The 12,739-nt window shown below is 66.4% G+C and carries 7 protein-coding genes and 2 rRNA genes; 7 read left to right on the plus strand and 2 right to left on the minus strand.

Annotation, left to right across the window (positions count from 1 at the left end; translation table 11 throughout):
- Positions 1–63: 63 nt before the first annotated feature.
- Positions 64–2,226, minus strand: a complete 2,163-nt coding sequence (locus OG509_RS21335) for a serine/threonine-protein kinase (RefSeq protein ID WP_406184043.1) — start codon at positions 2,224–2,226, stop codon at positions 64–66.
- A 108-nt stretch (positions 2,227–2,334) separates the two neighbouring features.
- Between OG509_RS21335 and OG509_RS21340 the strand changes: the two genes are divergently transcribed.
- The 5 genes from OG509_RS21340 (at position 2,335) to proC (ending at position 5,849) form a co-directional block, all read left to right on the plus strand.
- Positions 2,335–2,637 (plus strand): SH3 domain-containing protein, encoded by a 303-nt coding sequence (locus OG509_RS21340; protein ID WP_406184044.1) that lies wholly within the window; start codon positions 2,335–2,337, stop codon positions 2,635–2,637.
- Between the two features lie 138 nt (positions 2,638–2,775).
- The gene (locus OG509_RS21345; protein WP_406184045.1) at positions 2,776–3,312 is read left to right on the plus strand and encodes a hypothetical protein; all 537 of its coding nucleotides are present in this window, start codon (positions 2,776–2,778) and stop codon (positions 3,310–3,312) included.
- 57 nt (positions 3,313–3,369) lie between these two features.
- The gene (locus OG509_RS21350; RefSeq protein ID WP_406184046.1) at positions 3,370–4,194 is read left to right on the plus strand and encodes an ABC transporter ATP-binding protein; all 825 of its coding nucleotides are present in this window, start codon (positions 3,370–3,372) and stop codon (positions 4,192–4,194) included.
- Positions 4,191–4,928, plus strand: coding sequence for an ABC transporter permease (locus OG509_RS21355; RefSeq protein WP_385591783.1), 738 nt, complete (start codon positions 4,191–4,193; stop codon positions 4,926–4,928). The genes OG509_RS21350 and OG509_RS21355 overlap by 4 nt, the downstream gene beginning before the upstream one ends.
- 111 nt (positions 4,929–5,039) lie before the next feature.
- Positions 5,040–5,849 (plus strand): pyrroline-5-carboxylate reductase, encoded by an 810-nt coding sequence (gene proC, locus OG509_RS21360; protein ID WP_134072388.1) that lies wholly within the window; start codon positions 5,040–5,042, stop codon positions 5,847–5,849.
- A 72-nt stretch (positions 5,850–5,921) separates the two neighbouring features.
- On the opposite strand, the gene trpS is transcribed toward proC, so the two are convergent.
- Positions 5,922–6,920 (minus strand): tryptophan--tRNA ligase, encoded by a 999-nt coding sequence (trpS, locus tag OG509_RS21365; RefSeq protein WP_406184047.1) that lies wholly within the window; start codon positions 6,918–6,920, stop codon positions 5,922–5,924.
- Positions 6,921–7,790: 870 nt separating this feature from the next.
- Here trpS and OG509_RS21370 point away from each other — a divergent pair.
- Together OG509_RS21370 and OG509_RS21375 are read left to right on the plus strand one after the other, a co-directional pair.
- Positions 7,791–9,315: ribosomal RNA gene (locus OG509_RS21370) — 16S ribosomal RNA — on the plus strand.
- A 282-nt stretch (positions 9,316–9,597) separates the two neighbouring features.
- Positions 9,598–12,720 (plus strand): 23S ribosomal RNA (locus OG509_RS21375).
- The 16S and 23S rRNA genes sit together here, the layout of an rRNA operon.
- Positions 12,721–12,739 lie beyond the last annotated feature (19 nt).

A 12,739-nucleotide genomic window follows, 5' to 3' on the forward strand; every position in this document is an offset into this window, starting at 1 on the left:
CCACCGCGAACCCCGTCGGGAACCCCCGGCGGGGTTCGCCGCTTCCGGCTGCGCCGGGGCCGGTCACCACCGCGTGGGGTCGGCGGCGTCGACCGCGAAGACCGTGCCGTCCGGGGCCGTTGCGTAGACCCGGCCGGCAGCGGGGACCGGGGCCGGCAGGGTCGCCGTGAAGCCGTCGCGGCCGTCGCCCGGGCGCGGCCGCGTCTGGCCCACCAGCCGCCCGGTCCCGGCATCGACCGCCAGCAGCCGTCCGTCCGGCGCCGTCAGGTGGATCCGGCCGTCGGCCGCCACCGGACGGGACGTCACGGCCAGGCCCGTCTCCAGCCGCCACTGCTCCCGCTCGGCGCCCACCGCGATCAGCGCACCCGAGACCCCGGCCGCGTACACGACCCCGTCCGCGCCCACCGCCGCCTCCGCGTCGTACAGCGGCACCGACAGCCGGACCCGCCGTACCGCCTGTGTCGCCGCATCCACCCGGACCACCGCGCCGGTCTTGCCCTCCGTATCGACCTCCAGCAGGTACAGCCCGCCCCGCGCGGCCCCGACCGGCCGCAGCCGCCCCGCCGTCCGCAGCTGCCAGCGCACCGCCCCGTTCGCCGGATCCACCGCCAGCAGCTGCGAGCTCCCGCCACCGCTGTCCGGCGTCGACACGTACACCGCCGCGCCGTCGCCCCACCACACGGAACCCACCCCGCCGAGCTGCTTCGTCCACCGCACGGCCCCGCTCGCCGCGTCGAGGGCCGTCACGCTCCCGTTCGGCGCCACGAGCAGCACCTGCCCGCCCGCCGCCACCGCCCGCGCGCCGTCCGGCAGCTTGTGCTGCCAGCGCTCGGCGCCCGTACCCGGATCCAGCGCCTGCAGCGTCCCGTCGCCCGGCGCGGCCACGAGCACCAGCCCGCCCCCGTGCATCGGCGCACCGTCCGCCGCCGTCCGGGTCGCCGGGGCAGCCGCCTTCACCGACCACACCACCGAGCCGTCCGCCGGGTCGAGCCGGGCCGCCGCCACCCCCGGCCCGGCGCAGTACAGGGCCGCCGCCTCCCCCCAGGAACAGGCCCCGGTCCGATTGCCCGCCCTCGGCTCGCCCACTGCGACCGCCCACGGTACGAACGGCTTCGCCGGCGCCGGACCGGTCTTCGCGGCGATCTGCCCCGGCGGTCCGGCCCCCGCCCCGAAGTGCAGGTACCCGCCCACGGCCCCGCCCGTCAGCAGCAGCCCGACCGCCGCCGCGACCACCGCCCGAGCCCTGCGCCGCCCCTGACCGGCGTGACCGGCATGACCCGCGTGATCGGCCTGGCCGGCTCGACCGGTCTCGACGGCGATCCGCTCCCGCCGATGGGTGGCTTCGGCAGCCGACCCCGCCACGACCGGCCGCCGCGGCTGCGGCACGAACACCTGCGTGTCCTCGGAGGTCGGGTACGCCACCGCCCGCATCTCCGCGATCAGCTCCTCCGCGGTGGGCCGGTCCGCCGGCTCCTTCGCCAGGCACCGCGCCACGAGCGGTACGAGCTGCTCCGGCAGCCCGGTCAGATCGGGCTCGGCGTGCACGACCTGGTACGCCACCAGGTAGTGGCTGTCGGAGTCGAACGGCCCGTGCCCCGTCGCCGCGTGGACGAGTACGGCGCCCAGCGCGAAGACGTCCGCGGCCGAGCCGACCTCCCGCGGGCGCTGGAACTGCTCCGGCGCCATGTACGGCGGCGTCCCGATCAGCTTCCCCGTCTCGGTCCGCAGATCGCTGTCCGCCGGCCGCGAGATGCCGAAGTCGATGACCCGCACCCCGTCCGGGGCCATCAGTACGTTGCTGGGCTTGAGGTCCCGGTGGACGACCCCCGCCCGGTGGATGTCCCGCAGCGCCTCCGCCAGCCCCGCGGCGAGCCGGGCCAGCTCGACCGGGTCCAGCACCCGCTCCCGTACGCGCTCGGCCAGTGTCGGGGAGTCGATGAACAGGGTGGCCATCCACGGCCGTTCGGCATCCGGATCCGCGTCCACGACGGGCGCGGTGAAGGCCCCGCTCACCCGCCGCGCGGCGGCGACCTCCTGCCGGAAGCGGGCCCGGAACTCCGGATCGACCGCGTGCTCGGCGTGCACGATCTTGACGGCGAGTTTCAGCCCCGAACCCGAGGTGGCCAGATGGACGACGCCCATCCCGCCGGAACCGAGCACCGATTCCAGCCGGTACTGGCCGGCGTACTCAGGAAAGCCCACGTAGTCCGCGCGCAGCGAATGCACCGCTCAACCACCCCCGCCGGAGCCTAGTCGATGGGCCGTACGAATCTCCAAGGGTCCTGCTACCCTGCGCGAGTTGCGCACGGCAACACCCGTGGGGGGAGATTTCACATGTCCGTGGAGAACGATTCCAGCCAAGTCCAGAGCCTGGCCGCCGACTCGGGATTCCAGACGTTTCCGGTCGCTCCGGGGTACCGCGTGAACGTCCGCAGCGGCCCGGGGACGAACTACTCGGTCATCGACACCCTGCCGTACGGCGCGAGCGTCTCGATCCGCTGCCAGTGCGACGGCACGACCGTCTCGGGCCCGTACGGCACGTCGGACATCTGGGACTGCATCGGCAACGGACGCTTCATCTCCGACGCGTACGTCAAGACCGGCACCGACGGCTACGTCGCGAACCGCTGCGGCTGAGCCCCTGAGCCCCTGAGCCCCTGAGCCCCTGAGCCCCTGAGGCCGGGGCCCCGGGGCCCCGGCCGTCCGCCGCCTGCCGCCCGTCTGCCACGTGAGACGACCCCGGCAGGGCCGGCGCGGCGAGGGATAATCGCCGGTGTGAGCGACGACGACCAGCGAGACCAGATCCCCGCCGAGCCGGCCGCGCAGGCCCCTGCGGCCCCCGCCGGGCCCGAGCCCGAGCCGATCCGGTTCTTCGGCACCACGTGGGTGAACCACGATGGCGGCTACGCCCTGCGCCGCGCCGCCATGGCCGCCGGTTCGCTCGTCACCGCCGTCGCCGCGGCCGTGCTGCTCCGCCTCTCCTACGAGGGCCTGGAGATCGGCAACGTCGGCCCGTTCCTCAGCATCTCCGTCGTCGTCCTCTTCGCGATCGCCAGCTCCATCGCCTTCGTCAAGACCTGGGACTCCTTCAGCCGCCGTCCCGCCCCGTCCTCCGACGAGGCCGCCCTCAAGGGCCTGAAGACGATCGGTTTCATCGGCTCCCTCATCGCGTACTTCCTGCGCTGCTTCTTCGAGGCCCCCGGCGAGAAGCTGCGCCGCGCCGAGTACGAGCGCGCCACCGCCGAGTTCGCCCGCCGCCGCAGCACCCGTACGGGCAACCCGGCCGCGCGCCGCCCCAAGCGGAAGAAGTAGCCCCGCCCGCCACCGCCCTGTTGACGCCCCGGCTCAGTCAGGAGCATTATTCATCACATGATGAATAACCCGCAGGCGTCGCCCGGCGAGCCCGCCCCGCCTGCCCCGCCCGCCGTCCACGCCCGCGGGCTCACCGTCCGCCGCGGCACAGGCCGCAGCCCCAGCACCGTCATCGACTCCATCGCCTTCGACGTCCCCCGCGGCCGCATCACCGGCCTCCTCGGCCCCTCCGGCTGTGGCAAATCCACCCTCATGCGCTCCATCGTCGGCACCCAGGCCCACGTCACCGGCACCCTCGACGTCCTCGGCCGCCCCGCCGGCTCCCCGGAGCTCCGCTCCCGCATCGGCTACGTCACCCAGGCGCCCTCCGTCTACGACGACCTCACCATCCGCCAGAACCTCGACTACTTCGCCGCCGTCCTCGACCCGGGCCGCGCCGCCGCCGACCGCCGCCGCTCCACCGTCACCCGCGCCATCGCCGACGTCGACCTCACCACCCACGCGGGCGCCCTCGCCGGCAACCTCTCCGGCGGCCAGCGCAGCCGCGTCTCCCTCGCCGTCGCGCTCCTCGGGACCCCCGAGCTCCTCGTACTCGACGAGCCCACCGTCGGCCTCGACCCCGTCCTGCGCCGCGACCTGTGGAACCTCTTCCACGACATCGCCGCCACCCGCGGCGCCACGATCCTCGTCTCCTCCCACGTCATGGACGAGGCCGAGCGCTGCCACGAACTGCTCCTCATGCGCGAGGGCCGCATCCTCGCCCAGGACACCCCCGACGCACTGCGCACCCGTACGCACTCCGCCACCGTCGAGGAGGGCTTCCTGCGCCTCGTCGACGAGGCCGAGGCCGAAGCCGAAGCGAAGACCGAGGTCATCCGATGAGCGCCGCCCGCACCGCCGCCACCGCCGCCCGCGTCCTGCGCCAGCTGCGCCACGACCCGCGCTCCATCGCGCTGATGCTGCTGGTCCCCGTACTGATGCTGACGCTGCTGCGCTTCGTCTTCGACGGCGATGCCCGCACCTTCGACGGCATCGGGGCGTCCCTCCTCGGGATCTTCCCGCTCATCACCATGTTCCTGGTGACCTCGATCGCCACCCTGCGCGAGCGCACCTCCGGCACCCTCGAACGCCTCCTCGCCATGCCGCTGGGCAAGGGCGACCTCATCGCCGGCTACGCCCTCGCCTTCGGGGCCGTCGCCGTCGTCCAGTCGCTCCTCGCCACCGGCCTCGCCCTCTGGATCCTCGGCCTCGACGTCGTCGGCTCGCCCTGGCTGCTCCTGCTCGTCGCCCTGCTCGACGCGCTCCTCGGCACCGCCCTCGGCCTGTTCGTCTCCGCCTTCGCCGCCAGCGAGTTCCAGGCCGTCCAGTTCATGCCGGCCGTGATCTTCCCGCAGCTCCTGCTGTGCGGCCTGTTCGCCGCGCGCGACACCATGCACCCCGTCCTCGAAGGCCTCTCGGACGTGCTGCCCATGTCGTACGCCGTCGACGGCATGACCCAGGTCCTCACCCACACCGACATGACCGCCGACTTCGTCCGCGACGCCGTGATCGTCGCCGCCTGCGCGCTGCTCGTCCTGGCCCTCGGCGCGGCCACCCTCCGCCGCCGTACGCCCTGACCGGGCCCTGACCGCACTGCGGACACCGCCTCGCCGCTCCGCGCACGGGTGCAAGGATGAGGAGGGAGAAGCCAGCACACGTGCAAGAAAGTTCGGCGAGGTGAATCGGGCATGACCCAGACAGTCGCAGTCCTCGGTACCGGCAAGATCGGCGAGGCCCTGCTCAGCGGAATGATCCGCGGCGGCCGGCCCGCCTCCAAGCTCCTCGTCACCGCCCGCCGCCCCGAACGCGCCGAGGAGCTCCGCGCCCGCTACGGCGTCGAGGCCGTCAGCAACGCCGAAGCCGCCAAGCGCGCCGACACCCTCATCCTCACCGTCAAGCCGCAGGACATGGGCAAGCTCCTCGAAGAGCTCGCCCCGCACATCCCGGCCGACCGCCTGGTTATCAGCGGCGCCGCCGGCATCCCCACCTCCTTCTTCGAGGAGCGGCTCGCCCCGGGCACCCCCGTCGTCCGCGTCATGACGAACACCCCCGCCCTCGTCGACGAGGCCATGTCCGTCATCTCGGCCGGCAGCCACGCCACCGCCGAACACCTCGCCCACACCGAGGAGATCTTCGGCGGCGTCGGCAAGACCCTGCGCGTCCCCGAGTCCCAGCAGGACGCCGCCACCGCCCTCTCCGGCTCCGGACCGGCGTACTTCTACTTCCTCGTCGAGGCGATGACCGACGCCGGCATCCTCCTCGGCCTGCCCCGCGCCCAGGCCCACGACCTCATCGTCCAGGCCGCCATCGGCGCCGCCGTGATGCTCCGCGACAGCGGCGAGCACCCGGTCAAGCTCCGCGAGGCCGTCACCTCCCCGGCCGGCACCACCATCAACGCGATCGTCGAGCTCGAACGGCACGGCGTACGGGCCGCCCTGATCGCAGCCCTGGAAGCGGCCCGCGACCGCAGCCGCGAACTCGCCTCCGGCAACAGCTAAGAGGACGGCGGTACGGGCCCCCGCACGAGCGGGGGCCCGGTACCCGCGGGGGCCCGTACGGCCCGGTGTCCTTCAGGGCTCCAGCAGCCCGATGGCCCGGTACGCCCGGTCCACGATCGGCCGCGCCAGCGCCCGCGCCCGCCCGGCCCCGTCCCGCAGCACCTTCTCCACCGCCGCCGGATCGGCGGCCAGCTCGGCGTGGAGCTCCTGCACCGGCCGCAGCAGCTCCACCACCGCGTCGGCGACGTCCCGCTTCAGCGCCCCGTACCCGCTGTACTCCTCCGCGAGGGCGGCCGGATCCCCGCCGGTGCAGGCGGCCAGGATGTCCAGCAGGTTCGCGACCCCCGGCCGCGCCTCCCGGTCGTAGAGCACCCCGCCGTCCCCGCTGTCGGTCACGGCCCGCATGACCTTCTTCCGGATCACCCCGGGCTCGTCCAGCATGAACACGACCCCGGGCCCCGCCCCGCCGGACTTCCCCATCTTCGAGGTCGGCTCCTGGAGGTCCATCACCCGCGCGGCCACCTGCGGCAGCGTCGCCCTCGGCACCGTGAACGTCTGCCCGTACCGCTGGTTGAACCGCACCGCCAGATCCCGGGCCAGCTCCACGTGCTGCCGCTGGTCCTCACCGACCGGGACCTCCTCGGTCCCGTACGCCAGGATGTCGGCGGCCATCAGCACGGGATACGTCAGCAGCGACAGCCGTACGCCCTCCCCGGTCGCCTGCGCCCGCGCGGACTTCTCCTTGTACTGGATCATCCGGCGCATCTCCCCGTCGGTGGCGGTGCACTCCAGTACGTACGAGAGCCGGGTGTGTTCGTCCACGTGGCTCTGCATGAACAGGGTGCATTTCTCCGGGTCCAGCCCGGAGGCGAGGAACAGGGTCGCCGCCTGCCTGCTGAGCCGGCGCACCCGCGCGGGATCGTGCTCGACGGTGAGCGCGTGCAGGTCCACGACGCAGAACAGCGCCTCGTCCGGCTCCTGGTCGGCGGCGACCCACTGCCGGAGGGCCCCCAGGTAGTTCCCCAGCGTCAGGTGCCCGGTCGGCTTGATCCCGCTGAAGATCCTCGTCATGTCCTGTCTCCCTGTTCGTGGCTGGTGTGGGGACCGCCGCGTCGGGCGACCGAGCCACTCCCGGGAGGGACAAACAGAAACGGCCGCCGTAAGCGGCGGCCGTGAGCGCATGCGTGCTCGCGTGGAAGGTCGGCCGCCGTCAGGCGGCCCACCAGCGAAGGCTGGACGTGAGCGCATGCGTAGTCATGGGGATCAGGCTAGCCCTTCCGGTGGCCCCTGTCCCGGGGTTGACACACCTGACCGGGGTCCGTAAGGTTCTTCGAGTTGTCCGACGTGAGCGCCGACCCCGGTCGGTCCCCGGACAGCCATCCCGCACTACACATTCGAACGAACGACGCACTGTGTCGTCTCGTTTTCATGCGTATTTGCGAATGAGGAATCTGCGTCCAAGGACGCAGCCGCCGATTAGGTTCGGGGGCAAGGAATCCGCTACTGTCTCACTCGCCGCAAGGGCCCAACAGCCCAAGCGGCGGAACCCGCTGACTGGGAGTCAGGCCCGAAAGGATCTGATAGAGTCGGAATCGCCGGAAAGGGAAAACGCGAAAGCGAAGAACCCGGAAAGCGAGCGGAACTGACTCTGATAGAGTCGGAAACGCAAGAACGAAGAGCGAAAGCCCGGAGGAAAGCCCGAGAGGGTGAGTACAAAGGAAGCGTCCGTTCCTTGAGAACTCAACAGCGTGCCAAAAATCAACGCCAGAAGTTGATACCCCGTCCACTTCGGTGGATGAGGTTCCTTTGAAAAAGACCTGTGAGGTCGCCTTCGGGTGATGCTTGCAGGCAACAACACAGCGAGGACGCAGTGGTCAGTCGGTCATATTCCGACATGACTGACCCGCTCTAAGTGTGTGTGTACCGGATTACCGGTAAACATTCATGGAGAGTTTGATCCTGGCTCAGGACGAACGCTGGCGGCGTGCTTAACACATGCAAGTCGAACGATGAAGCCCTTCGGGGTGGATTAGTGGCGAACGGGTGAGTAACACGTGGGCAATCTGCCCTTCACTCTGGGACAAGCCCTGGAAACGGGGTCTAATACCGGATAATACTCCTGCCTGCATGGGCGGGGGTTGAAAGCTCCGGCGGTGAAGGATGAGCCCGCGGCCTATCAGCTTGTTGGTGGGGTAATGGCCCACCAAGGCGACGACGGGTAGCCGGCCTGAGAGGGCGACCGGCCACACTGGGACTGAGACACGGCCCAGACTCCTACGGGAGGCAGCAGTGGGGAATATTGCACAATGGGCGAAAGCCTGATGCAGCGACGCCGCGTGAGGGATGACGGCCTTCGGGTTGTAAACCTCTTTCAGCAGGGAAGAAGCGAAAGTGACGGTACCTGCAGAAGAAGCGCCGGCTAACTACGTGCCAGCAGCCGCGGTAATACGTAGGGCGCAAGCGTTGTCCGGAATTATTGGGCGTAAAGAGCTCGTAGGCGGCTTGTCACGTCGGATGTGAAAGCCCGAGGCTTAACCTCGGGTCTGCATTCGATACGGGCTAGCTAGAGTGTGGTAGGGGAGATCGGAATTCCTGGTGTAGCGGTGAAATGCGCAGATATCAGGAGGAACACCGGTGGCGAAGGCGGATCTCTGGGCCATTACTGACGCTGAGGAGCGAAAGCGTGGGGAGCGAACAGGATTAGATACCCTGGTAGTCCACGCCGTAAACGTTGGGAACTAGGTGTTGGCGACATTCCACGTCGTCGGTGCCGCAGCTAACGCATTAAGTTCCCCGCCTGGGGAGTACGGCCGCAAGGCTAAAACTCAAAGGAATTGACGGGGGCCCGCACAAGCGGCGGAGCATGTGGCTTAATTCGACGCAACGCGAAGAACCTTACCAAGGCTTGACATATACCGGAAAGCATTAGAGATAGTGCCCCCCTTGTGGTCGGTATACAGGTGGTGCATGGCTGTCGTCAGCTCGTGTCGTGAGATGTTGGGTTAAGTCCCGCAACGAGCGCAACCCTTGTCCTGTGTTGCCAGCATGCCCTTCGGGGTGATGGGGACTCACAGGAGACCGCCGGGGTCAACTCGGAGGAAGGTGGGGACGACGTCAAGTCATCATGCCCCTTATGTCTTGGGCTGCACACGTGCTACAATGGCCGGTACAATGAGCTGCGATACCGTGAGGTGGAGCGAATCTCAAAAAGCCGGTCTCAGTTCGGATTGGGGTCTGCAACTCGACCCCATGAAGTCGGAGTCGCTAGTAATCGCAGATCAGCATTGCTGCGGTGAATACGTTCCCGGGCCTTGTACACACCGCCCGTCACGTCACGAAAGTCGGTAACACCCGAAGCCGGTGGCCCAACCCGTAAGGGAGGGAGCTGTCGAAGGTGGGACTGGCGATTGGGACGAAGTCGTAACAAGGTAGCCGTACCGGAAGGTGCGGCTGGATCACCTCCTTTCTAAGGAGCACAGTACCGATTGCAGACAAACGTTCTGCACGGTCAGCTCATGGGTGGAACGTTGATTAGTTGGCACGGTTTCCTAAACCCTCTGTAAGTACTGCTTCGGCGTGGAACACAGTGAGGTGGCGGTGATCGTGCTTGGCACGTTGTTGGGTCCTGAAGGTACGGCCGTGAGGTCATGTCTTCAGTGCCGGCCCCAGTGAACTCGCCAGCTTGTCTGGTGGGGTGATGGGTGGCTGGTCGTTGTTTGAGAACTACACAGTGGACGCGAGCATCTGTGGCCAAGTTTTTAAGGGCGCACGGTGGATGCCTTGGCACCAGGAACCGATGAAGGACGTGAGAGGCCGCGATAGGCCCCGGGGAGCTGCCAACTGAGCTTTGATCCGGGGGTGTCCGAATGGGGAAACCCGGCAGTCGTCATGGGCTGTCACCCACTGCTGAACACATAGGCAGTGTGGAGGGAACGAGGGGAAGTGAAACATCTCAGTACCCTCAGGAAGAGAAAACAACCGTGATTCCGGGAGTAGTGGCGAGCGAAACCGGATGAGGCCAAACCGTATGCGTGTGATACCCGGCAGGGGTTGCGCATGCGGGGTTGTGGGAATGAGCTTGATCGGTCTGCCGGCCGGTCGGCGAGTCAGAAACCGTTGATGTAGTCGAAGGACATGCGAAAGGTCCGGCGTAGAGGGTAAGACCCCCGTAGACGAAACATCAGCGGCTTGCTTGCTCATCTCCCAAGTAGCACGGGGCCCGAGAAATCCCGTGTGAATCTGGCGGGACCACCCGCTAAGCCTAAATATTCCCTGGTGACCGATAGCGGATAGTACCGTGAGGGAATGGTGAAAAGTACCGCGGGAGCGGAGTGAAATAGTACCTGAAACCGTGTGCCTACAAGCCGTGGGAGCGTCGCTCATTGGGTTTACCCAATGGGTCGTGACTGCGTGCCTTTTGAAGAATGAGCCTGCGAGTTAGCGGTGTGTAGCGAGGTTAACCCGTGTGGGGAAGCCGTAGCGAAAGCGAGTCCGAATAGGGCGATTGAGTTGCACGCTCTAGACCCGAAGCGGAGTGATCTAGCCATGGGCAGGTTGAAGCGGAGGTAAGACTTCGTGGAGGACCGAACCCACCAGGGTTGAAAACCTGGGGGATGACCTGTGGTTAGGGGTGAAAGGCCAATCAAACTCCGTGATAGCTGGTTCTCCCCGAAATGCATTTAGGTGCAGCGTCGTGTGTTTCTTGCCGGAGGTAGAGCACTGGATAGGCGATGGGCCCTACCGGGTTACTGACCTTAGCCAAACTCCGAATGCCGGTAAGTGAGAGCACGGCAGTGAGACTGTGGGGGATAAGCTCCATGGTCGAGAGGGAAACAGCCCAGAGCATCGACTAAGGCCCCTAAGCGTACGCTAAGTGGGAAAGGATGTGGAGTCGCAGAGACAACCAGGAGGTTGGCTTAGAAGCAGCCACCCTTGAAAGAGTGCGTAATAGCTCACTGGTCAAGTGATTCCGCGCCGACAATGTAGCGGGGCTCAAGCGTACCGCCGAAGTCGTGTCATTGCAGCAATAGGGCCAACGCCCGCTGTGATGGGTAGGGGAGCGTCGTGTGCCGGGTGAAGCAGCAGCGGAAGCTAGTTGTGGACGGTTCACGAGTGAGAATGCAGGCATGAGTAGCGATACACACGTGAGAAACGTGTGCGCCGATTGACTAAGGGTTCCTGGGTCAAGCTGATCTGCCCAGGGTAAGTCGGGACCTAAGGCGAGGCCGACAGGCGTAGTCGATGGACAACCGGTTGATATTCCGGTACCCGCTTTGAAACGCCCAATATCGAATCAGGCGATGCTAAGTCCGTGAAGCCGTTCCGGACCCTTCGGGGAAAGGAAAGTGGTGGAGCCGACGAACCAGACTTGTAGTAGGTAAGCGATGGGGTGACGCAGGAAGGTAGTCCAGCCCGGGCGGTGGTTGTCCCGGGGTAAGGGTGTAGGCCGAGGGGTAGGCAAATCCGTCCCTCGTTAAGGCTGAGACCTGATGCCGAGCCGATTGTGGTGAAGTGGATGATCCTATGCTGTCGAGAAAAGCCTCTAGCGAGTTTCATGGCGGCCCGTACCCTAAACCGACTCAGGTGGTCAGGTAGAGAATACCGAGGCGTTCGGGTGAACTATGGTTAAGGAACTCGGCAAAATGCCCCCGTAACTTCGGGAGAAGGGGGGCCATCACTGGTGATCGGATTTACTCCGTGAGCTGGGGGTGGCCGCAGAGACCAGCGAGAAGCGACTGTTTACTAAAAACACAGGTCCGTGCGAAGCCGTAAGGCGATGTATACGGACTGACGCCTGCCCGGTGCTGGAACGTTAAGGGGACCGGTTAGTGCACTTTCGGGTGTGCGAAGCTGAGAACTTAAGCGCCAGTAAACGGCGGTGGTAACTATAACCATCCTAAGGTAGCGAAATTCCTTGTCGGGTAAGTTCCGACCTGCACGAATGGCGTAACGACTTCTCGACTGTCTCAACCATAGGCCCGGTGAAATTGCACTACGAGTAAAGATGCTCGTTTCGCGCAGCAGGACGGAAAGACCCCGGGACCTTTACTACAGTTTGATATTGGTGTTCGGTTCGGCTTGTGTAGGATAGGTGGGAGACTTTGAAACCCCAACGCCAGTTGGGGTGGAGTCGCCGTTGAAATACCACTCTGGTCGTGCTGGATGTCTAACCTCGGTCCGTGATCCGGATCAGGGACAGTGTCTGATGGGTAGTTTAACTGGGGCGGTTGCCTCCCAAAGGGTAACGGAGGCGCCCAAAGGTTCCCTCAGCCTGGTTGGCAATCAGGTGTTGAGTGTAAGTGCACAAGGGAGCTTGACTGTGAGACCGACGGGTCGAGCAGGGACGAAAGTCGGGACTAGTGATCCGGCGGTGGCTTGTGGAAGCGCCGTCGCTCAACGGATAAAAGGTACCCCGGGGATAACAGGCTGATCTTCCCCAAGAGTCCATATCGACGGGATGGTTTGGCACCTCGATGTCGGCTCGTCGCATCCTGGGGCTGGAGTCGGTCCCAAGGGTTGGGCTGTTCGCCCATTAAAGCGGTACGCGAGCTGGGTTTAGAACGTCGTGAGACAGTTCGGTCCCTATCCGCTGTGCGCGTAGGAATATTGAGAAGGGCTGTCCCTAGTACGAGAGGACCGGGACGGACGAACCTCTGGTGTGCCAGTTGTCCTGCCAAGGGCATGGCTGGTTGGCTACGTTCGGGAGGGATAACCGCTGAAAGCATCTAAGCGGGAAGCCTGCTTCAAGATGAGTATTCCCACCTCCTTGAGAGGGTAAGGCTCCCAGTAGACGACTGGGTTGATAGGCCAGATGTGGAAGCCCGGTAACGGGTGGAGCTGACTGGTACTAATAGGCCGAGGGCTTGTCCTCAGTTGCTCGCGTCCACTGT

It is taken from the genome of Streptomyces sp. NBC_01006, assembly GCF_045162725.1.
In the GTDB taxonomy this organism is placed as follows: Bacteria; Actinomycetota; Actinomycetes; order Streptomycetales; family Streptomycetaceae; genus Streptomyces.

What these genes read in the sequence shown, in the direction of transcription:
- OG509_RS21340 (WP_406184044.1), top strand. Translation starts at nt 2,335, where the DNA reads ATGTCCGTGGAGAACGATTCCAGCCAAGTCCAGAGCCTGGCCGCCGAC.
- OG509_RS21350 (WP_406184046.1), top strand. Translation starts at nt 3,370, where the DNA reads ATGATGAATAACCCGCAGGCGTCGCCCGGCGAGCCCGCCCCGCCTGCC.
- OG509_RS21355 (WP_385591783.1), top strand. Translation starts at nt 4,191, where the DNA reads ATGAGCGCCGCCCGCACCGCCGCCACCGCCGCCCGCGTCCTGCGCCAG.
- proC (WP_134072388.1), top strand. Translation starts at nt 5,040, where the DNA reads ATGACCCAGACAGTCGCAGTCCTCGGTACCGGCAAGATCGGCGAGGCC.
- trpS (WP_406184047.1), bottom strand. Translation starts at nt 6,920, where the DNA reads ATGACGAGGATCTTCAGCGGGATCAAGCCGACCGGGCACCTGACGCTG.